This is a genomic window from Streptomyces sp. NPDC006602 (genome assembly GCF_042870385.1).
Classification (GTDB): domain Bacteria; phylum Actinomycetota; class Actinomycetes; order Streptomycetales; family Streptomycetaceae; genus Streptomyces.
In genome coordinates this window covers 145324-165462 of sequence record NZ_JBIAHG010000003.1, presented here as the reverse complement: position 1 = coordinate 165462, position 20139 = coordinate 145324, and the positions used below count along the sequence as shown (strand labels likewise).

Here is a 20139-nt window from a genome sequence, read left to right as displayed (position 1 = left end):
GGTGCGGGCCTACCATCCGGTCGAGCACCCCGTTGAACCTGTCGTGGTCACCGATGCTCGGTCGGTCCACCAGCCGCCTGACGCCGCCGGGAGGAGGGCCCAGCGGCTGCCGTCGGTCCAGCCCTGCGAAATACTGGCGGAGCTGCGGCGATGCGGCGTTGGGCGGAAACTTTCCGTACCGGGAAAACCGAGGCAGGGGCTGACGTGCACGACAACGGAAACGGCGACGGACGCGGAGTCGAATCCGGCGTGTCCGCGAGCGGTGTGGATCAGCCCGCGTTCCTCGCCCTGGAGCGCGAACTGACCGTTCTCCTGCGACGCGCCCGTGCCAACCAGGGCGAGATGGCCCGCGAGGTCCACCCCGACCTGGAGTCGGCGGCGTACGGCCTCCTCATTCGCCTCGACGAGTGCGGCCGCCAGCGGGCCACCGAACTCGCCGCGTACATCGGCATCGGCAAGGCGACGATGTCCCGCCAGCTGCGCGCCCTGGAGGACCTCGGCCTGGTGGCCCGCGAGCCGGACCCGGCGGACGGCCGGGCCTGGCTGGTCGCGCTCACTCAAGAGGGCCACGACCGGGTACGGCGGGTGCGCGAGGCCCGCCGGGCGCGGTACGCCGGGCGGCTCGCGGACTGGGATCCGCGCGAGGTGTCGGAACTGGCGCGATTGCTGCACCAGTTGAACGCCGGCATGGCGAAATAGCAGAAGGGCGTCCCCCTCGGTGATCGGCCGGTCTCCCTGGCGCCCCCTGCGGGGACGGGTGCGATGGCCGGGGCGGTCGGGCGGTGCGGGCGGACGATCGGCGGAGGGCTGTTGCTCGCGGTCGTTGTACTCGCCGCGGTAGCCGCGCACACCGGTGGGTTCGGGCAGTCGATCAGGTGCGCGCGGAGCCGGCGTCCGGTTCGGACACTGCCGCCGCCGAGCAGGACGAGTGGACGGGAAGCACGCCGCGGCAGAGGAGAGGTATCGCGCGAAGGGGCATCCCGAACGGATCGGCGCCGACCCCCGCCGCCCCCCTGACCGTCACAGCTCCACGTACACCACCGTCGCATCGTCATGCGTCTTGCTCCGCCCCAGGAACTCCCGGGCCGCCGCGTCCCCCCGCTCCAGCCCCCGCACGCGTTCCACCAGCGCCCCCGCCCCCTCCTTGCGTACGAACCTGAAGCAGTCCGCCCAGTCCCCTTCCCGGAACTTCTCCACCCACCGAGTCGCCCCGTCCGTCAGCGCGGCCAGTGCACGCACGTCCGAGCGCCGGAGTACCCCCGTCACCGCCCGCCCCGCCACCGAGGGATCCGCGGCGGCCGTGAAGAAGCCGCCCTCCTTGTTGCGGATCTGTGCGTCGATCAGGGCATCCGTGGCCCGGGCGGCGCGGGGCAGGAGGGCGAGGCGGTCGTCCAGGTGGGGGGTCACCGTGCCGTCGGGGGACTCGACCAACAGGGCCGAGTCCGAGAGGACCAGGTACTCGACCGACTCCGGTGACCAGCGGGCCACAACAACCGTTGCCTGTGGGGTGCGTGGGTGAGAAAGGTCACAAGTGGCGTTGTGGGCCTCGGCTGTTCGAAGAATGGCCCGGGCGAGGATCTCCGACAGCGTCAGATCTCGGCAGGAAACGGTCAGATCGGTCAGTGCGCCGCCGAGGCGGGATACGAACCACGGGACCGGATGCAGACAGCCTGTCGCCGTCTTCGGGGGCGTCACTCCGTCCAGGACGACCAGCGCGCCGCCCGCTCCGGAAGCCGGTAGAGCGACGCCGGCGAAGTCCTCGTTGGGGCGGTCCGGATCGCCCGGCTCCGAAACAAGTTCTGTACGCATCCGGCCAGTCTGCACGCGCTCTTCGCAAGGTGCGCGAAACGCTGGCATCGGTCGCTGGATTGACGCGGTCGCGCAGGTCAGGCGCCTGGTTTGGGGTGGAATGGCTCGCTCCGGGAAGGCGTGGAGGCGAATAGTGCCACCGCCCGCGGCCGACGTCCAACCGGCCTGCCGTGTGAGGGCGTCGCACAAGCCGGAGGAACTTGCCCGCCAACTCCCGTCCGATGTTCACTCCTTCGGGTGGCGGGTCCAGTGATGCGCGACCACTGCCCACCGGCACTGGGAGGGTCGGGGACCGTACTGGGTGTACGCAGAGTCGGCACCTGGTGACAGGGTGTAACCCGCCCATGGGTACTCACGAGTTCAGGAATGCGAGCACCGGTGCAGAAGACGCGGCCTCGTCGTACAGGCAAGAAGGCGGCCTCCGAACAAGGCGTGGGCCCCACGCCAGGCACCCCGACCTCCGCCGCCCCCACCTCCGGCGCCCCCCGTACCCCCGTCGGCAAGGGCCGGCCCACCCACGTACGCACCCGGCTCATCCTCGCCGTCACCGTCGTGGCCGCCGCCATCGCCGGGGCCGGAGTGCCCTCCCTGGTCACCGCCTCGGGGGAACTCAGCGACTCGCAGGACCTGGTGACGCTCGCCGAACAGACCCAGGACGCCCTCGCACTCGCCCACTCGCTCGCCGACGAGCGCGACGAGGTGACGCCGTACATCGCCGCCGGACGCCCCAAGTCCAAGGCACCCAGCGAGCAGCGCAGCGTCCGCGTCGACCGGCAGGTGGAGGAGCTGCGCGCCGACACCGACCTGCCCGCCGGACTCCGCGGCGACCTCGACGGCATAGGGGCCGTCCGCCGGGCGGCGCTGAGCGGCAAGAGCAGTGCCCTCGAAGCGCACCAGGCGTACTCCGCCGCCATCACCGACCTGCACCGGCTCGCCGAGGACCTGGCCGAGCAGCTGCCGCCCCGCGCGGGCTCCGGCGGGTACGCCCTCGCCGAGCTGGACTCCGCCGTCCAGCAGGCCGCAGCCACCCGCGGGCTCCTCCTCGCTGCCCTCGCCGTGCCGACGACGACGCAGACCGTCGTGAACCCGATCACCGGCCTGGCGTCCACCGAGACCACCTCCTCGGACGCCGACGCCAAGCAGCGCGACGCCCTCTCCGCCGCCGCCCAGCAGGCCCGCCTGCGCTCCGACGCCGCCCTCGCCGACTTCGCGGACACCGCGCCCCAGACGGCCAAGGCGCGCTACGACTCCACGGTCACCGGCCCCGAGGTCAATTCCGCCGAGAAGTACCTCGCCACCCTCACCGACCAGGCGACCCTGTCCGACGGTGAACTCGCCACCAGCGCCACCAAGGTCGACGCCGCCCTCTCCGCCCGTATCGACGCGATGCGTGGCGCGGAGGCCGCCCTCTACGACCGCCGGGCCAAGGACCTCGCCCAGCTGCGCGACGACGACGTCACCGCGCTGGAGATCCGCATCGCCGTCCTCGGCGCGCTGATGCTGTTGGCCGTCGGCATCGCCACCGCCATGGCCCGTACGCTCACCCGGCCGCTGTCCGTCCTGCGCCGCGGCTCGGCCCGCCTCGCCGGGGCCGAGGATCCGACCGCCGAGGAACCGGTCGCCTTCACCGGCCGCAACGACGAGTTCGCCCAGGTCGTCCGCTCCGTGAACGCCCTGCACGCGCACGCCGCCGCCCTCGCCGAGCGCGTCACCACCCTGGAGGCCGACCGCAAGCACCTGGTCGGCCAGCGGCAGAAGATGGCCGACGCCCGCGAGCAGCTCAAGGCCGAACTCACCGAGTCCGCCGCGCAGCTGGGGCGGCTGCGCACCAGCATCGGCGCCACCTTCGTCAGCCTCGCGCTGCGCACCCTGGGCCTCGTCGAGCGGCAACTCGCCGTCATCGAGGGTCTGGAGGAGCGCGAGCAGGACCCGGACCGGCTCGCCACGCTCTTCAAGCTCGACCACTTCGCCACGGTCATGCGCCGACACAGCGAGAACCTCCTCGTCCTCGCCGGCACCGAACACGTCCAGCAGACCGCCGGCCCGGTCCCGATCGTCGACGTCGTGCGCGCCGCGGTCAGCGAGATCGAGCGCTACGAGCGGGTCCGCATCGCCGCCCTGCCGCCGCACGCCCACATCGCCGGGTTCGCCGCGGACGACCTCTCACACCTGCTGGCCGAACTCATGGAGAACGCCGCCTCGTTCTCCCCGCCCGACCTGCCCGTCGAGGTCTCCGCCTGGCTCCTGGAGAGCGGCGAGGTCATGCTCTCCGTCCAGGACGAGGGCATCGGCATGGCCGGCGACCGCCTCACCAAGCTCAACACCCGCCTCGCCGACTTCGACTCCGGGACGACGTACGACTCCTACGAGCAGGAGGACGAGGAGGGCCTCGGCCTCGGCCTGTACGTCGTCGCCCGCCTCGCCCACCGGCACGGCGTCCGCGTGCAGTTGCGCGAGCAGAAGCAGGGTGGCATCGCGGCCGTCGTCGTCCTGCCGAAGACCATGCTGGCGCCCGCACCGACCGCCGCCGTCCCGTCCGCGTCGTCGCCCATGGCGGGCGCCGGCACGCACACCTTCTCCCTGCCCGGCGCGGACGCCGAGGTCAACTCCAACGTCCTGTACGGTCGTTCGGAGAACGGCGACCCACTGGTCGGGCTCGCGGAGAGGGCCGTACAAAGGTCGGAGGCGGAGGCCCCCGCCGAGACCACGATGGAACTCCTGATCCCCGAACCCGCGCCCGCGCCCGAACCCGGGGCCGCCCCCGAACCAGCGCCCGCGGCCGCGGAGGGGACAGGACCCGTCGAAGGCGAAGCCGAGACGGAACACCAGCGAGTCCCCGACGAGCCCGAGGAACTCGTCACCGACAAGGGCCTCCCCAAGCGCACCCCCAAGATCACCGCGCCCGCACAGACGCCGCGCCAGCGCAGCGGCTCCGTGGACGCCGAAGCACTCCGCCGCCGCCTCGGTGGCTTCCGCCGGGGGGCGGAGGCCGGCTACCGGGACGTAGAGGCGGAGATCGCCGAACAGACGGGCTCGCACAAAGCGCCCGTCAGGGAATCCGCAGCATCCGAAGAAGCCACGGGGGGCACCGTCGAGGAGGCAAGCAGTTGACCGCGCCCAGTACCTTCGGACTGAGCCGTGAGGCCCGCAATCTTCACTTTCTGCTGACCAATCTCGTCGAGGAGGTGCCGGGCATCCGGTCGGTCGCCGTCGTCTCCTCCGACGGTCTGCTCCTGCTCTCCTCCGACGCCGACCGCAACGCACAAGCACGGGAGCCCCGTCAGGACAAGCCGTCCGGCCCGCGCGGCTCCTCCGCCGACCTCGCCACCATCGTCTCCGGCATCGGCAGCCTCACCATCGGCGCCGCCAAGCTGATGGAGTCCGGCCCGGTGAAGCACACCATGATCGCGATGGACGAGGGCAGCGTGTTCGTCATGTCGATCAGCGACGGCTCGTTGCTCGGCGTGCACGGCGCCGCCGACTGCGACATGAGCGTCGTGGCGTACCACATGGCGCTGTTCGTGGGGCGGGCCGGCCACGTGCTGACGCCCGAACTCCGCAGCGAGCTGCGGCAATCCCTGGAGAACGAGTCGACGTCGACGGGGAGCACCCGATGAGCGGTACACCGAAGGGGCTCCCCGTACGCGGTGCCGACCGCAAACCCGCCCGCGTGCGCCCCTACTCGCTCACCGGCGGCCGTACCCGCTTCGGGCACGTCCTCCTCGTGGAGACGTTCGTGGCCACGACCGCGGAAATCGAGGCGGCCGAGGAGCGCAAGGAACTGACGAACGGGTCCCTCAACACCCGCGTCATGCCGGAGATGCGGGCCATCGTCGAGCTGTGCCGCCGTATGCGCACGGTGGCGGAGATCGCCGCGCTGCTGAAGATGCCGCTCGGCGTGGTCCGGGTGCTCCTCAGCGACCTCGCGGACCAGGGAAAGATCCGGGTGTACGGAACAGGAACCGGTCACGGCACGGGTCGGCCGGACCGGGCTCTGCTGGAAAGGGTGCTGAGTGGACTCCGTCGTCTCTGACGCCGTTGGCGTCTCCCCGCTCATCGAGGACGAGGGGCCCGTACAGCCCTGGCAGACGGACCGCACCCGCGCCCCGATCGCCACGAAGATAGTCGTGGCGGGCGGCTTCGGCGTGGGCAAGACCACGCTGGTCACGGCGGTGTCGGAGATCACGCCTCTGCAGACCGAGGCGCTGATGACCGAGGCGAGCGAGGAGCACGACGACCTCACCGCCACCCCCGCCAAGCTGACCACCACCGTGGCCATGGACTTCGGCCGCCTCACGCTCGACGACGACCTGGTGCTCTACCTCTTCGGCACGCCGGGCCAGCAGCGGTTCTGGTTCATGTGGGACGACCTGGTGCGCGGCGCGATCGGCGCGGTCGTGATGGCCGACACCCGCCGGCTGAAGGACTGCTTCCCCGCTCTCGACTACTTCGAGAGCTGCGGGCTGCCGTACGTCGTGGCGGTCAACGAATTCGACGGCAGCGAGCGGTTCGAGCCTGAGGACGTGCGGGAGGCGTTGACGATCCCGGCACGCATACCTGTCATGATCATGGACGCGCGCCGGAGGATATCGGTGATCGAGACCCTCCTGTCCCTCGTCGGCCACGCGCTGGACGTCACCCCCGAGTAGCACCCCGAGCAGAACCCGAGTAGGAGAACACCCCCGGTATGCGGAAGATACTCGTCGTCGGAGCCGGCCAGTCCGGACTCCAGATCGCCCTCGGACTCCAGTCGAACGGGTACGAGGTCACCCTGATGTCCAACCGGACCGCGGACGAGATCCGTTCCGGCCGGGTCATGTCGACGCAGTGCATGTTCCACACGGCACTCCAGCACGAGCGCGATCTCCAGCTGAACTTCTGGGAGTCCCAGGCCCCGAAGATCGAAGGACTCGGCGTCTCGGTAGCCGCCCCGGGCTCCTGGGGCGAGGGACCCGCGGCCCGCGCCATCGACTGGGTGGGCAGGCTCGACGGGTACGCGCAGTCGGTCGACCAGCGGGTGAAGATGGCCGGCTGGATGGAGACGTTCGCGCAGCGCGGCGGCCAGCTGGTCATCCACGGCGCGGCCGTCGGCGACCTCGACTACTTCTCCCGCGCCTACGACCTGGTGCTGGTGTCGGCGGGCAAGGGCGAGCTGGTATCCATGTTCGCCCGGGACCCCGAGCGCTCCCCCTACAGCGAGCCGCAGCGCGCCCTCGCGGTGGCCTACGTCCACGGTCTCGGCCCGCGCCCGGAGCACCCGGACTACGACGCGGTCCGTTGCAACCTGGTCCCCGGCGTCGGCGAACTGTTCGTCATGCCGACGTTCACGATCTCCGGCCGCGCCGACATCCTCTTCTGGGAGGGCATACCCGGCGGCCCGCTCGACGTCTTCAACGGCGTCAAGGACCCGGCGGAGCACCTCTCCCTGACCCTGGAACTCATGGAGCGGTTCACGCCCTGGGAGCACGCGCGGGCCACGAACGTCGAACTGACGGATGCCGGTGGCACCTTGGCCGGGCGCTACGCACCCACCGTCCGCAATCCCATCGGCCGGCTTCCCGGCGGAGGTCTGGTGCTCGGCGTCGGAGACGTCGTCGTCGCCAACGACCCGATCACCGGGCAGGGCTCCAACACGGCGTCCAAGTGCGCGGCGGCGTATCTCGCGTCGATTCTCGAGCGCGGGGACAAGGAGTTCGACGAGGAGTGGATGCGGGCGACGTTCGACCGGTACTGGTCCACGGCCCAGCACGTCACCAAGTGGACGAACGCGATGCTGGCGCCGCCGCCGGAGCATGTGTTGAACCTGATCGGGGCGGCGGGGCAGCTTCAGCCGGCGGCTGATCGTTTCGCCAACGCGTTCAATGACCCCGCCGATTTCGAGAACTTCTTCTATGAGCCCGAGAAGACGGGGGCTTACCTCGCGGAAGTGGCCGGGACCCAGTCGCCGTAGGGGGACTGGCGGCTGCGGGTCCGTTGTGGCTTGTCGCGCCCACGCGGCGGAGCCGCATGTCGTCTCAGCCCCGCGCCCCTGAGGTTGGTTGGTCCGGACGTACGGCTCCCAGGATCGGGTATGTCGCGATCGGGGAGATCTTGATCTCCTCGCCCGGCCTCGGGGCCTCGACCACTTTGCCCTCACCCATGTAGATGGCCACGTGGGTGGCATCCGGGTGGTAGATCACCAGGTCGCCCGGTCTCAGTTCGTCGAGTGGGATTCTCGGCAGCTCGGCCCACTGCTCCTGGCTGGTGCGGGGGATCGGTGTCCCCGCGTGGCTCCAGGCCTGCGACGTCAGGCCCGAGCAGTCGTACGTCTTCGGGCCCTCGGCGCCCCATTCGTACGGCTTCCCCAGCTGCCGTACGGCGTATCGCAGCGCGCGGTCGCCCTTGGAGGTCGGCTCGCGTGTGCTGCTGAGGGCGCCGGAGGTCATGATCTTGTCCTGGGCCTTCGCGATGTCCTTCTCCTCGAACTCGGCCAGGGCGGTGAGCTGTTCGGCGGTGAGGGAGGCGAGGAGTTCCTCGACGTCCTTCAGGCGCTTGTGTACGGCGTCCCGCTCCTTCTTCTGGCGGGCGGCGAGCGTGAGCTGGCCGTCCAGGGCCTTGCGGGCCTCGCGGGCCAGGTCGTCGGCCCGCTTCTCGCTGCCGGTGAGGCGGCCCACCGTTTCGGCGCGCTCGCGTGCCAGCCGGCCGATCACATGGCCCTGGTCGAGGGCGTGCTGGGGATCGCGGGCGAGGAGCAGCCGGACGTACGGGGAGAGGTCGGTGCTGTTCTGGTACTGCTGACGGGCCAGCTGGCCGGCCGCGCCGCGGCTGTCGTGCAGGGAGAGCCGGGCGCGGGAGAGCGCGATGTCCAGGCGCTTGACCTCGGCGCGCTGCTGCTTCAGCTTCTCGTCGGTGGCGTTGTACGTCTCGGTGGCCTGCTCGGCCTCCCGGTACAGCCGCTGAAGGTCCGTCAGCAGGTCGGCGACGGACCGGCTGCCGGGCTCCGGGGGCTCGGGTACGGCCGCGGCGGGCAGGGGCGCGAGGACGGTTCCGGCCGCGATCGCCGCCGTACAGACGAGACGGAGAAGCCTTCCTGACACGTCATCACCTCCGGTGCGCGGGGCAGCCCTTCCGCTCCGCACCGCGAGCATGAGACGTGGGTGCCGGGTCCGCGCGGCGAGTGTGCGCGGTTCGGCGCAACGAGGTCACCCGTCGGTGGCGTCCGGCTTGCCGCCCGGCGTGGCGTCCGGCCTGGCGTCCGGCTTGGACCAGGGCCACTTGCGTCGGCCGGCCTGTCCGGTGGGGTCGTACGTGTACTTCCACCCCTGGTGGAGGCCGAGCCGCTTGCTGTGGCCGCGCGGGACCCTGCGGTAGACGAGCACAATGGGCGGGCCGCCTGCGGAGTCCGGGACGGGGATGCGGTACGTCTTGGGCGGGTGCCCGGTGGCGCCCAGCAGGACGGGCAGGACGCGCCCGTCCATGGGGCCGCCCTCGAAGGGGGTGTCTTCGCTCTTCACGGCACCAGTGTCAGCCATCCACCGCGAGGGCCTCGACCAGCGTGGATGTCTGCGGGTCGCGCCGTGCCGTCACCGTCAGGACCGCCACGAACTGCTCCACGAGCCAGTCCCGCAATTCCGCGGCGGGCGGCTGTTTGTCCTCGTCCAGCCAGATGAGGGAGGCCGCCTCGACGGCCGTGATCCACATGCGGACCGTCATCCGCAGCCGGGGGCCGGGCTCCGTGACCTCCAGATGCCGCATGATGTGCACGGCGGCGGCCCGGCGTACGCCGTCCACGATGGCCGTCGTACGGGACGTCTCGACGACGCTGCCGCCCTGGAGCAGCGCGCTGAAGCCGGCGTCGTGCTTGTCGACGAAGGCGAGGTAGCGGTCCAGGGCGCGGGCGAGGCGGGGGAGGAGAGGGCCCTGGCGGGGTTCGTCGAAGCACGTCTGGAGTTCCTCGGCGGCGGACCGGAGGGCGGCCTCGTACAGCTGCTGCTTGCCGCCCGGAAAGTACCGGTACACGAGCGGCCGTGACACCCCGGCCGCCTCCGCCACGTCGTCGAGCGACACGTCCTCGGGCACCCGGTGCGCGAAGAGGGACAGCGCGGCATCGAGCAGCTGGCCGCGTCGCTCCTCGACGCTGAGGCGGCGGTAGGCGGGGGTGGGGGCGGAGGGGGTCATGCTCCGCAGCGTAATCGCATGCGGCCTGCACAGCTGCGGGCAGTCGTGCCGCTGGGGCGGCTGCCGACCCGAAGGGGCGCGGCACCCGGCCGGCGCCGGCGAGCACCCCCAGCACCCCCTACGCAAGCAACCCGGACGACCGCCACAACCTCCGCCCCGCGCCCCGCAACACCCCGATGTCGTCCAGGAAGTCCGTCAGCCGTTTCGCGCCGGTCTGCATGACCTCCCGGCGGTGTCCGCAGGCCTTCACCTGGGCCATGGCCTCCCGGCGGTCCAGTCCCACGTTCGTGTAGACCTCGGGATTCACGAACGCCACCGAGAACACCCGGGCGAACTCGCCCGACGTGACCCGGGTGAACTCCTGCGACCACTTCGGCGCCGTCACCATCTGGCGCCGCAGCTCCTCCCGGGCGTACCGCACATGACGGGCCTCCTCGACCACGTGGATCCGGGTGACCCCGCGTATCAGGGTCTGCACCCGCTCGTCGGGGAAGGTCAGCCGCTGCATCCAGTCGAGGACCTCCTCGCCGAGCAGGGTGGCGGTGAAGGAACCCGGTGTGGTGGAGATGGTCTTGAACAGCCGTCCGAGGTGCTGGTGGGCCCGGCTCACCGGGTACCAGGGCGTCCCGCCGTGCGAGATCAGCCGGGCGAACATCTTGGAGTGGCGGCACTCGTCCTCGATCTCGGTGAGCGCGTACCGCACGTGGGCGCTCGTCGCCGCCTTGTCGTAGACGTGCCGGACGAGCAGCTGCATCAGGATGAGCTCGAACCAGATGCCGAGCGAGGCGAGCGCGGCGGCCTCGTGCCGGGACAGCAGGATCCGCTGTTCCTCGCTCATCCGCTTCCACATCGGCGTGTCGTACAACGACACCAGCTCCGGCGGCCAGAACCACTTGCCCTCCTCGAAGGGCGCGTCCCAGTCCAGCTCCTTGTCCGGGTCGAAGGAGTGCCTGGCGGACGAGGCGAGCAGCCGCTCGGCCACCTGCTCGCGGTCCTTGAGCAGCCCGAGCGCGTCACGCAGCCCGTCGAGCGCGTCGGCTTCGGTCAGGGTCGTCATGGCTGATCCACCTAAGTCACCCGGGGTCACGTCATCGTCCGAGTCTTATGAGACTGCTTGTCAGCAAGCTCGTCAATCCCCCTTGCGCGACTTGTTGACGGCGCGTCTACGTTCACCGCGCGCCCAGCCCGTCAGGAACCTCCCCGGCCACCGGCTCCGCCGACCCGGCCGGGTACGACGTCCGCAGGGTGAAGGCGTACGGCGTCGGCCCGTTGGCCCGCAGGTGCAGCAGACGGGTCTCCGCCTCGGCGATGGTCGGGCGGTGGCCCGTCGGGACCCACCACAGGGCTGTCATCGCCTCCGCGACGCGCTCGAACCACTCGTTGCGGCGGGACAGCAACTCGCGGTGGTGGCCCTGGTACATGAAGGCCGTCAGCGCGTTCGGGTCCCGCCACACCGTCATGTTGATGATCAGCCAGTCGTCGTCGAAGACCCGGAGTTCCGTCGCGTTGCCCGAGTCGCTCTTCAGGCGCCAGACGTAACCGTCGGCGGCCTCGGCGTCGGCGTTGACGGAGTCGAGGGCGTCGACGAAGTCCTTCAACTGCGGTGAGTCCAGCGGGGCTTTGAGTCGGGAGATGTTCACCTGGGCGAGTTCGTACGCGGCGGTTGTCGTCATGGACCGAACGATAGGTAGGGAGGGTGGGAGCGGCCCAGACCCTGTCTCATCAGATGGGCATTGTCCGTCTTTCACAACCCGCCCACCGCCCGAGTGAGTACCTGTGCACAGTCGGCTTACGGCGCAGAAACCGCCTCCTGACCGGCGCGCCCGTAGCCTCACGGGGCATGACGGGGAACGAATCGACCACCCAGCGTTCGACCACCCAGCGTTGGACCACCCAGCGTTGGACCACCCAGCGTTCGACCACTCAGCGTTCGAGCGGCCGGCCTTCGACCACCGGCCGTGCGACCGCCCGGCGTTCGCAGGGCCTGAGGCCGTCCGCCCTTCCGGGCTGGAACTCCATCCGCGGTCGCATGGCCATCGTCCTGGCCGTCCCGACCTGCCTGCTGCTCACCCTCATCGGAATCGGCGCCGCCGACCGCGCCGCCGACTGGTCCGACGCCCACGCGACCGAGGCACATGTGGGCGTCCTGCTGCGCGTGCAGGACCTGGTGCGCGAGGTGCAGCGTGAACGCGGGCTCTCCAGCGGGCTGTTGGGCGGCGCCGAGGAGTACCGGGACGACGTGGGGAAGCAGCGGCACCGTACGGACGCCTCACGCGAAGAGCTGCGGACGGCGATCGACGACGAACGCGGTGAGCTGCCCGGCGCCACCGTCGCCGCCCTCGACGCCGCCGAGGGCCCCCTCGCCGCACTCGACTCGACCCGCGCCGACGTCGACGACGGCACAGCCGGCCGTACCGCCACCCTGACCGCCTACACCAAGGCCGTCACCGCCCTGATCGACGCGGAGTCGGCCGGCGCGCCCGACGGGGACCGCCGGATCGTCCAGGGCGTGCAGGCACTTCAGTCGCTGGCCCGCGCCACCGAGGCCGTCGCCCTCGAACGCGGCTCCCTCAACGGCGTGTTCGCCGCCGGGCGCTTCCGCTCCGGCGAGTACCTCGACTTCACCGAGATCCGCGCCAGCCGGATCGCCGCGCTGGGCCAGTTCCGTGAGCTCGCCGACAGGGCCCAGGAGTCCGGGCTCGACGATGCCTTCGCGACCGCCGCCGCCCGCCGGGTCACCGGATACGAGCGGCAGGCCGAGCGGGGTGCCGACGGCTCCGCCCTCTCGGTCGCCCCGGCCCGCTGGTGGGCCGACATGACCACCCTCGTGGACGATCTGCACGGCGTGCAGAAGCGGGTCGGCGACGACGTGCGGGCCCGCGCCGAGGACACCGGGGGTGCGGCCACCCGGCAGCTCGTCGGCTACCTCGCCCTCGGCGCGCTGATCCTCGGCGTGGCCACCGTGCTCGCCCTCTTCTCCGCCCGCTCCATCACCCGCCCCCTGGGCGCCCTCGCCGACGAGGCGGACGTCGTCGCCGGGACCGGGCTGCCCGCCGCGGTGCGGCGCATCCAGGAGGCCGACCCCGACGCCCCGCTCCCGCCCGACTTCGAGAAGCCCGAACTCCCCGGCGGGGCACGGGAGATCACCCGCCTGGCGACCGCCCTGCGCAACGTCGAGCGGGCCGCCGTCGACCTCGCCGCCGAACAGGCCCTCCTGCGCCGCAACAGCACCGAGTCCCTGACCAGCCTGGGTCGCCGCAACCAGGCGCTGCTCAACCGCCAGCTCGGCCTGATCACCACCCTGGAGAGCCAGGAACTCGACCCGGAGGCCCTCGCCGAGCTATTCGAACTCGACCACCTGGCCACCCGTATGCGCCGCAACGCCGAGTCCCTGCTCGTGCTGGCCGGCGCGGAGTCCCCGGCCCGCGTCTGGCGGGGCACGGTCGCCGTCCACGAGGTCGTGCAGTCGGCCGTCTCCGAGGTGGAGCAGTACCAGCGCGTCGCCGTCGCCGACGTCCAGCCCTGCCGGGTACGCGGCCACTGTGTCGCCGAACTCTCCCACCTGCTCGCCGAGTTGGTGGAGAACGCCCTGATGTTCAGCCCGCCCGACCAGCCCGTCGAGGTCTACGGCTGGCGGGACGGCACCGAGTACTGCCTCGCCGTCGTCGACCGGGGCATCGGCATGACCGCCGCCCGCATGGCCGAGGCCAACGCCCTGCTGTCCGGCCGCGGCTCCTTCCTCACGGCCCCCACCCGCTTCCTCGGCCACCACGTCGTCGGCACCCTCGCCGCCCGTCTCGGCGCCCACGTGGAACTCCGCCCGACCCAGGGCTCGGGGGTGACGGCGTACGTGGCCCTGCCGAGCACGCTGGTCCAGGAGGTGCCGACGGCGACGGCCACCCGCTGAGTGCCCGAGGTGTCAACCCCTCTCACCACGCCCTTGCTTCAGCACCGCCTCCATCACCGCCCGAGCGATCGGCGCCGCGTCCCCGCCTCCGCTGATCTCCCCCCGGTCCGCCTCGGCGTCCTCCACCACCACCGCGACCGCCACCTTCGCCTCCATGTCACGGTCGCCCTGCGCCCAGGACACGAACCAGGCGTACGGTGTCCCGGAGTTGCCGATGCCGTGCTGGGCGGTGCCGGTCTTGCCGCCGACGGTGGCGCCGGGGATGGCGGCGTTGGTCCCGGTGCCGTCCGTGACCACCTCCGCCATCAGCTCCCGCAGCCGGATGGCGGTCGCCGGGTACATCGCCTGCCGTGCGGGACGCGGACCGGCCGTCGAGACCGTGGAACCGCCCGCCCGGGTGATGCGCTCCACCAGGTACGGCTGCCGCACCTGCCCCCCGTTGGCTACCGCCGCCGAGACCATCGCCATCTGCAAGGGCGTCGCCCGCGTGTTGTACTGCCCGATCGACGACAGCGCCAACTGCGCCCTGTCCACGGACGAGTCGAAGGTGCTCTGCGCCACGGAGAAGGGAATCCTGAGATCCGTGTCGTTGAAGCCGAAGGCCTGCGCGGTCGCCGTCATGTCGCTGACGCCCACCTTCACACCCAGCTTCGCGAACACCGTGTTGCACGACCACTTGAAGGCCTCCCGCAGCGAGAGGTCCTCGCAGCCGTCCGACGCGTTCGTCAGGCTCGTCGTCGTCCCGGGCAGCCTGTAGGGCACCGGCGAGTCGGTCGGCGCGTCCACGTCCGTGACGGCGCCGGCGTCCAGCGCCGCCGCCGCGGTCACCACCTTGAAGGTCGACCCCGGTGGATACGTCTGCCGTACCGCCCGGTTGAGCATCGGCTTGTCCGCGTCGCCGTTCAGCCGCGCCCACGACCGGCCCACCGTCGCGTCGTTCCCGGAGAGCGCCGCCGGGTTGTACGACGGCGTCGACACCAGCGCCAGGATCCGCCCGCTCGACGGCTCGATCGCGGCCACCGCGCCCTTGCGCCCCCGCAGTCCGTCGTACGCCGCCTGCTGCGCGGCCCGGTTGAGAGTGGTCACGACGTCACCGCCCGAGGACCGGGAGCGCGTGAAGTCGTTCCACAGCGGGAACCCCGACAGCATCGGGTCCGTGCCGGACAGAACGTCGTCCTCGGAGTGCTCCAGCAAGGTCGTCCCGTACTCCTGCGAGGCGAAGCCGGTGATGGGCGCGAACAACGGCCCGTCCTCGTACGTCCGTTCGTAGCGGAGCTGCTCGCCGGTGTCCCGGGAGCCGGTCACCGGCGCCCCGCCGACCAGGATGTCGCCGCGCGGCTGGCCGTAACGGGCGATCGCGCCGCGGCGGTTGGCCGGGTTGTCGTCGTAGGACGCGGCCTGGAAGACCTGGACGCGGGTGGCGTTGACGAGGAGCGCCACGAGCAGCAGGGCGCAGAAACAGGCGGCGTGCCGGATGTACCGGGTCACGGGCCCACTTCCCCGTCGTACTGGTTGCGGGCCGAGTCGCTCACCCGGATCAGCAGCGCCACGATCGCCCAGTTGGTCACGACCGAGGAGCCGCCCTGGGCGAGGAAGGGCATCGCCATGCCGGTCAGCGGGATCAGGCCCGTCACCCCGCCCGCGATCACGAACACCTGGAGCGCCACGATCGAGGAGAGCCCGACCGCGAGCAGCCTGCCGAAGGGGTCGCGCAGGGCGAGGCCCGCTCGGTAACCGCGCTCCACGAGAAGGGCGTAGAGGAGGAAGATCGCGGCGAGTCCGGCGAGGCCCAGTTCCTCGCCCGCCGTGGCCAGGATGAAGTCCGACTTGGCGGCGAAGCCGATGAGGACGGAGTGGCCGAGGCCGAGGCCGGTGCCGAGGATGCCGCCGGCCGCGAAGGAGAAGAGCGACTGCGCCAGCTGGTTGGGGCCCTGGCCCGCCTCGATCGACGCGAACGGGTGCAGCCAGTCCTCGACCCTGCTGTGCACGTGCGGCTCCAGCCGGCCCACCGCGACCGCGCCCAGCGAGGCCAGCAGCAGGCCGACGGCGATCCAGCCGGTGCGGCCGGTGGCGACGTACAACAGGACGACGAACAGGCCGAAGAACAGCAGCGAGGTCCCCAGGTCGCGTTCGAGGATCAGCACGCCCACGCTCAGCAGCCAGACGGCGACGATCGGCCCGAGGACGCGCCCGGTGGGGAGCTGGAGCCGCCACACACGGCGTCCGGCGTACGCCAGCGCGTTGCGGTTGGCCGCCAGGTACGCGGCGAAGAACACCGCGAGCAGCACCTTCGCGAACTCGCCCGGCTGGATGGAGAACCCGGCGATCCGGATCCAGATGCGGGCGCCGTTCACGGCCGGGAAGAAGATCGGCAGGATGAGCAGGGCCATCGCGCCGGCGACGCAGACGTACGCGTAGCGCGTCAGGACGCGGTGGTCGCGCAGCAGCAGCACGACCACGATGAAGAGCGAGATCCCGAGCGTCGACCACACGAGTTGGGTGGGCGCCGCCCGGTCGCCAGGCGTCTCCAGGTCGAGCCGGTAGATCAGGACCAGGCCCACGCCGTTGAGCAGGACGCCGATCGGCAGCAGCAGGGGGTCGGCGCAGGGGGCGCGCAAGCGCACCGCGATGTGCGCGACCAACGCGAGCACGCCGAGCCCGGCGCCGTAACCCGCGGCGCCGGGCGGGACGGTCCCGTTCTTGGCGAGGCCGACGCCGCAGTAGCCGTACACGGACAGCAGGACGGCGAGGACGATGAGGGCCAGTTCGATGCCACGGCGCCGGGGGAGGCGTACGGGAGGAGCGGGGGTGTCCGCCTGTACGACGGTGGTTCCGGCGTTGATCATGTCCGGAACCTACCCAGATAGGGCACCTTGTTCCCCTCCGTCATCAGCACCAGCGGGGAGTGGGCCCGATGGTGTCGATGTAGCGGGCTGCACCCCAGGCCCAGATGTCGTCCGCGATCTGGTACCAGAGGGGGTCGCCCTGAATGTTCTCGCCGCGGGTCTTGCAGAAGATCGAGAGGATCTCGCCTCTGCTGGCGTACCGGATGACCTGTGAGCCGCGGTTCGGCGCGCTGCGCAGGGCGAGCGAGCTCGCGGTGACGACGCCCTTGTAGAAGCGCTGGTTGTCGCCGTGGCCCCAGTCGCCGCCCTGGTTCTGCCCGGGGGTGTCGCTCTGGTTCTGCTGCCAGTTGCCGCTCTGGTTCTGTCCCGGGGTGCTGCTCTGGTTCTGCTCCGAGTTGTTGCTCTGGCCCTGACCCCAGTCGTCGTCCGCGACGGCGGGGGCGGCGGTGGCGGCGGTGGTGACGAGAGCGCTGACGGCGATGGCTATGGCGCAGCGGGAACGCAGGGACACGGCGGTACCTCCATGAACGGGGGCGAAGCTGACTAAGCGCCACATTAGGAGCGCTGTCCCACCGTCGCCCGTCACGCTGGTCCATAGGAGCGCGCAGCGCTCCAGGGGCGCGGGGCTGTGACATCATGCGGCTCCGTCGCGCGGGCGCGACAAGCCCCCACAACCCGCGGTCGGCAAAACACCCCAAGGCCCCGAGCTCCACGCCGAGTGCCCTAACCCAGCGTCAGTACGGCGACCGCCCCGCCGTCCTCCGCGTTCGCGAACACCAACCGAGCCCCCAGCACTTCCGCCTGCCCCACCGCGATGGTCAGCCCCAGCCCGTGCCCCTTGGAAACCCCCTCCGTACGGAACCGCTGTGGCCCGTGCTCGAGGAGGTAATCCGGATACCCGTCCCCGTGGTCCCGCACCGTCACCACGGGCCCGTCCACCGTCAGCACCACCGGCCCCCGCCCATGCCGATGCGCGTTCGCGACGAGATTCCCCAGCACCCGCTCCAGCCGCCGCCGGTCCGTCTCCACCGCCACGTCCCGTACGACGACGACCTCCGTGTCGGTCCCCGACGCCCGCACCACCCGCTCGGCCAGCGCGGCCAACGGCTCCCGGTCCGGTTCCACCCGCTCCCGGCCGGTGTCGAGGCGGGAGATCTCCAGTAGGTCCTCGGTGAGCGTGCGCAGGGCCGCGACCCGGTCCCGTACCAGTTCGGTCGGCCGGCTCGCCGGCAGCAGCTCGGCCGCCGCGTGCAGCCCGGTGAGCGGGGTGCGCAGCTCGTGCGCCACGTCCGCGGTGAACCGCTGCTCGGCGAGAAGCTTGCCCTGCAGGGACGCGGCCATGGAGTCCAGCGCGACGGAGACCGCGGCCACTTCGTCCTGGGGGCGCGTCGGATCCTTCGTACGGGGGTCGTCGACGCGGGCGTCCAGGTCGCCCGCGGTGATCCGCCGGGCGACCTGCGCCGTGGTGTGCAGCCGCCGGGTCACCCGGGTCACCGCGAACGCGCCGACGAGCAGCGTCGCCCCGATCGCCAGCGCCGACGACCATACGATCGCCCGGTCGAGGCCGTCGATGGTCCGCTCGCCCTGCGAGTAGTCGACCTCCACGGCCAGCGCCCGCCCGCCGTCGACCGGCCCCGCCGCCCACATCGTGGGGCGTCCGCGGTGCTCGCCGACCATCGTGCCGCGTTCCCCGGCCGCCGCGAGCTCGCGCAGCGGCTCGGGAAGGTCCGGGGGATCGACGTCGACGTCCCGCATCGGCGAGTCCCCGGCCTCGAACGCCGCCGTGGCCTCCTTCAGCCGGTCCAGCGCGAGCTCCCGGGCCTGGCCGACGGTCTGGTTCGTCACCGAGACGTGCACGAGGACGCCGAGCAGGGCGGCCAGCGCGCAGCACATCACGGTGATGAAGACGGCGGCCTTCACGGCGAGCGTGCCGGCCCACCGGGGGAGTGCGAGCCTCATCGGCCGCTCGCGGACGGCGAGGCAGAGGGGGAGGCGGAAGCGGAGGCAGAGGCGGAGGCGGAAGCGGAAGCGGAGGGGGAGGCGGAGGGGCGCGGCGTCTTCGTGTGCGGGCCGGTGCGCAGCATCTCGTCGTGGGTGAGGAGCATCGCCTTCTGCTGCGGGTCCCAGGTCCACTGGAGCCGGTACTCGTATCCCGCCACCTCGGACGGCGAGCGGATGATCACGGACCGTCCGGCCAGTTCGACCCCGCTCACGGCGTCCTCCCAGGCCATGATCTGCACGAGCCGGTGCTTGTCGACCGTGTAGACGCGTACGGCCGTCAGTTTCTCGGGCAGCTGCCGGAAGCCCAGCGTCAGCTCCTCGCGCCCGTCGCCGGTCAGGTCGCGGTAGTACGGCCGCAGGACGGGGCACCGGCCCTTCCCCGCGCCCTCGCCGCAGTCGGCCATCCGGCGGGACGTCTCGTGGTACGGCGAACCGGAGCCGTAGTCGCCCGGACTCGCGGTGATCTCCCTGCGCACGATCGCGACCGGGTCCACCTCGCGGATGTCGTCGCCGGGTACGGCGATGCCCTTGACGACCTCGGTGTTCACCTCGCCGATGACGAAGGCCGGACTCGACACCGGCGGCAGGCTCGGCCACAGGCGTTCCGGGCTGATGGCGGTCGAGGTCGGGCCCGCGCCGTGCAGCCCGCCCGTGTCGCCGCAGCCCGCGAGCGTCGCGGACGTCGCCAGCAGCAGGGCGGCGGTGGCGGCGGTGCGGAGCGGCGAGGGGGGCACGGCGTACACCCTATTCGTCGGGAAGTCCTTTTTGCGGGCCGGTCGGCCCTGGCCGCTCAAGGCCGAGAGGAAGCCTGGACGAAGCCGGGAAGCAGCCGGGAAGAAACGATTACTCGGCGAGCTCCTCCAGGAGCCGTGCCGTCGGCAGCCCCGCTTGCAGGTACTCGACGAACAGCTCGTTGTGCAGGGCCCAGGGCGAGCGGCGGGACCGGATCAGCCGTATCGCCTCCTCGGCGGAGTGCCCCTGGCGGATCAGGGCGTGCGCGACGACCAGGCCCGAGCGGTTGTAGCCGTGGTAACAGCGGACGAGGACCCTGCGGCCCTCGTCCAGCGCGTCGCACGCGGCCTGTGCCAGGCGTATCACGCCCGCGAGTTGCGTGCCGTCCAGCGGTCCGTCGGGAATCGGCCACACATGGTGCTCGACGCCCGGATCCGGCCCGTGCCCCGGCAGCCTCAGCAGGGTCTGCACGAGATCGAACTCGTCCCGTACGACGGCGAACTCCACCTGCCCGGAGCGGCCCCTGAACTCGTGCCCGCCCATCCACAGCCCCGGCACGACCTCGTTCCACGCATCCTCCGGAGCGGGCACGTCGGCCTGCTTCCTGCGCGTCCGCAACGGCGCCTCCCCAAGCCCCGACCAACTCACCCATTGGTACCCGGGTCAACTCCCCTTCAAAGGTAACCG

Annotated in this window: 19 protein-coding genes; 7 read left to right on the top strand and 12 right to left on the bottom strand. The window is 71.5% G+C overall.

Translation table 11 applies throughout. The features are described from left to right. Window positions 1–204: 204 nt before the first annotated feature. Window positions 205–699, top strand: coding sequence for a MarR family winged helix-turn-helix transcriptional regulator (locus tag ACFYO2_RS09505; protein ID WP_388346480.1), 495 nt, complete (start codon window positions 205–207; stop codon window positions 697–699). Window positions 700–1020: 321 nt separating this feature from the next. Here ACFYO2_RS09505 and ACFYO2_RS09500 read toward each other — a convergent pair whose 3' ends face one another. Continuing rightward, window positions 1021–1809 (bottom strand): protein phosphatase 2C domain-containing protein, encoded by a 789-nt coding sequence (locus ACFYO2_RS09500; RefSeq protein ID WP_388346477.1) that lies wholly within the window; start codon window positions 1807–1809, stop codon window positions 1021–1023. Window positions 1810–2175: 366 nt separating this feature from the next. Between ACFYO2_RS09500 and ACFYO2_RS09495 the strand changes: the two genes are divergently transcribed. Genes ACFYO2_RS09495 through ACFYO2_RS09475 form a run of 5 tightly spaced genes read left to right on the top strand, consistent with a single transcriptional unit; the run spans window position 2176 to window position 7759 of the window. Continuing rightward, entirely contained in the window at window positions 2176–4920 is a 2745-nt protein-coding gene (locus tag ACFYO2_RS09495; RefSeq protein ID WP_388346475.1) for a nitrate- and nitrite sensing domain-containing protein, read from the top strand. Further along, entirely contained in the window at window positions 4917–5426 is a 510-nt protein-coding gene (locus ACFYO2_RS09490; protein ID WP_388346472.1) for a roadblock/LC7 domain-containing protein, read from the top strand. Before ACFYO2_RS09495 ends, ACFYO2_RS09490 begins: the two co-directional genes overlap by 4 nt. Next, window positions 5423–5842, top strand: a complete 420-nt coding sequence (locus tag ACFYO2_RS09485; protein WP_388346469.1) for a DUF742 domain-containing protein — start codon at window positions 5423–5425, stop codon at window positions 5840–5842. Before ACFYO2_RS09490 ends, ACFYO2_RS09485 begins: the two co-directional genes overlap by 4 nt. Beyond that, window positions 5823–6458, top strand: a complete 636-nt coding sequence (locus tag ACFYO2_RS09480) for an ATP/GTP-binding protein (protein ID WP_388346466.1) — start codon at window positions 5823–5825, stop codon at window positions 6456–6458. Before ACFYO2_RS09485 ends, ACFYO2_RS09480 begins: the two co-directional genes overlap by 20 nt. Window positions 6459–6496: 38 nt before the next feature. Next, entirely contained in the window at window positions 6497–7759 is a 1263-nt protein-coding gene (locus tag ACFYO2_RS09475; RefSeq protein WP_388346465.1) for a styrene monooxygenase/indole monooxygenase family protein, read from the top strand. A gap of 64 nt (window positions 7760–7823) precedes the next feature. On the opposite strand, the gene ACFYO2_RS09470 is transcribed toward ACFYO2_RS09475, so the two are convergent. From ACFYO2_RS09470 to ACFYO2_RS09450, 5 genes are all read right to left on the bottom strand, one after another. Continuing rightward, window positions 7824–8885: an NlpC/P60 family protein gene (locus ACFYO2_RS09470; protein ID WP_388346462.1), complete on the bottom strand. Its 1062-nt coding sequence runs from the start codon at window positions 8883–8885 to the stop codon at window positions 7824–7826. Between the two features lie 105 nt (window positions 8886–8990). After that, a complete protein-coding gene (locus ACFYO2_RS09465) occupies window positions 8991–9302 on the bottom strand; it encodes a hypothetical protein (protein WP_388346459.1) in 312 nt (103 codons plus the stop codon). A 10-nt stretch (window positions 9303–9312) separates the two neighbouring features. Then, window positions 9313–9966 (bottom strand): TetR/AcrR family transcriptional regulator, encoded by a 654-nt coding sequence (locus ACFYO2_RS09460; protein ID WP_388346456.1) that lies wholly within the window; start codon window positions 9964–9966, stop codon window positions 9313–9315. A gap of 118 nt (window positions 9967–10084) precedes the next feature. Beyond that, on the bottom strand, window positions 10085–11023 hold the full coding sequence (locus ACFYO2_RS09455; RefSeq protein WP_388346454.1) for a diiron oxygenase: 939 nt from the start codon (window positions 11021–11023) through the stop codon (window positions 10085–10087). A gap of 112 nt (window positions 11024–11135) precedes the next feature. Next, the gene (locus tag ACFYO2_RS09450) at window positions 11136–11639 is read right to left on the bottom strand and encodes a DUF3291 domain-containing protein (protein ID WP_388346451.1); all 504 of its coding nucleotides are present in this window, start codon (window positions 11637–11639) and stop codon (window positions 11136–11138) included. Between the two features lie 167 nt (window positions 11640–11806). Between ACFYO2_RS09450 and ACFYO2_RS09445 the strand changes: the two genes are divergently transcribed. Beyond that, window positions 11807–13873, top strand: a complete 2067-nt coding sequence (locus ACFYO2_RS09445) for a nitrate- and nitrite sensing domain-containing protein (RefSeq protein ID WP_388346448.1) — start codon at window positions 11807–11809, stop codon at window positions 13871–13873. Between the two features lie 12 nt (window positions 13874–13885). Here the strand turns inward: ACFYO2_RS09445 and ACFYO2_RS09440 are convergent, their stop codons facing one another. The 6 genes from ACFYO2_RS09440 to ACFYO2_RS09415 form a co-directional block, all read right to left on the bottom strand. After that, window positions 13886–15361 (bottom strand): penicillin-binding transpeptidase domain-containing protein, encoded by a 1476-nt coding sequence (locus ACFYO2_RS09440; protein WP_388346446.1) that lies wholly within the window; start codon window positions 15359–15361, stop codon window positions 13886–13888. Then, window positions 15358–16719 carry an FtsW/RodA/SpoVE family cell cycle protein gene (locus tag ACFYO2_RS09435; RefSeq protein WP_388346443.1) on the bottom strand — a complete coding sequence of 454 codons (1362 nt, stop codon included), beginning with the start codon at window positions 16717–16719 and terminating at the stop codon, window positions 15358–15360. The genes ACFYO2_RS09440 and ACFYO2_RS09435 overlap by 4 nt, the downstream gene beginning before the upstream one ends. 43 nt (window positions 16720–16762) lie before the next feature. Further along, on the bottom strand, window positions 16763–17230 hold the full coding sequence (locus ACFYO2_RS09430) for an SH3 domain-containing protein (RefSeq protein WP_388346440.1): 468 nt from the start codon (window positions 17228–17230) through the stop codon (window positions 16763–16765). 212 nt (window positions 17231–17442) lie between these two features. Then, window positions 17443–18678: an ATP-binding protein gene (locus tag ACFYO2_RS09425; protein ID WP_388346437.1), complete on the bottom strand. Its 1236-nt coding sequence runs from the start codon at window positions 18676–18678 to the stop codon at window positions 17443–17445. Then, window positions 18675–19454 (bottom strand): hypothetical protein, encoded by a 780-nt coding sequence (locus ACFYO2_RS09420; RefSeq protein WP_388346436.1) that lies wholly within the window; start codon window positions 19452–19454, stop codon window positions 18675–18677. The genes ACFYO2_RS09425 and ACFYO2_RS09420 overlap by 4 nt, the downstream gene beginning before the upstream one ends. 109 nt (window positions 19455–19563) lie before the next feature. Further along, on the bottom strand, window positions 19564–20070 hold the full coding sequence (locus ACFYO2_RS09415; RefSeq protein ID WP_388346433.1) for a dual specificity protein phosphatase family protein: 507 nt from the start codon (window positions 20068–20070) through the stop codon (window positions 19564–19566). Between the last annotated feature and the right edge of the window lie 69 nt (window positions 20071–20139).

Bases quoted from the DNA above. Each gene is read 5' to 3' on its own strand.
- ACFYO2_RS09475 (WP_388346465.1), top strand. From the start codon at position 6,497: ATGCGGAAGATACTCGTCGTCGGAGCCGGCCAGTCCGGACTCCAGATC.
- ACFYO2_RS09435 (WP_388346443.1), bottom strand. From the start codon at position 16,719: ATGATCAACGCCGGAACCACCGTCGTACAGGCGGACACCCCCGCTCCT.
- ACFYO2_RS09455 (WP_388346454.1), bottom strand. From the start codon at position 11,023: ATGACGACCCTGACCGAAGCCGACGCGCTCGACGGGCTGCGTGACGCG.
- ACFYO2_RS09485 (WP_388346469.1), top strand. From the start codon at position 5,423: ATGAGCGGTACACCGAAGGGGCTCCCCGTACGCGGTGCCGACCGCAAA.
- ACFYO2_RS09445 (WP_388346448.1), top strand. From the start codon at position 11,807: ATGACGGGGAACGAATCGACCACCCAGCGTTCGACCACCCAGCGTTGG.
- ACFYO2_RS09425 (WP_388346437.1), bottom strand. From the start codon at position 18,678: ATGAGGCTCGCACTCCCCCGGTGGGCCGGCACGCTCGCCGTGAAGGCC.
- ACFYO2_RS09495 (WP_388346475.1), top strand. From the start codon at position 2,176: ATGCGAGCACCGGTGCAGAAGACGCGGCCTCGTCGTACAGGCAAGAAG.
- ACFYO2_RS09450 (WP_388346451.1), bottom strand. From the start codon at position 11,639: ATGACGACAACCGCCGCGTACGAACTCGCCCAGGTGAACATCTCCCGA.
- ACFYO2_RS09460 (WP_388346456.1), bottom strand. From the start codon at position 9,966: ATGACCCCCTCCGCCCCCACCCCCGCCTACCGCCGCCTCAGCGTCGAG.
- ACFYO2_RS09500 (WP_388346477.1), bottom strand. From the start codon at position 1,809: ATGCGTACAGAACTTGTTTCGGAGCCGGGCGATCCGGACCGCCCCAAC.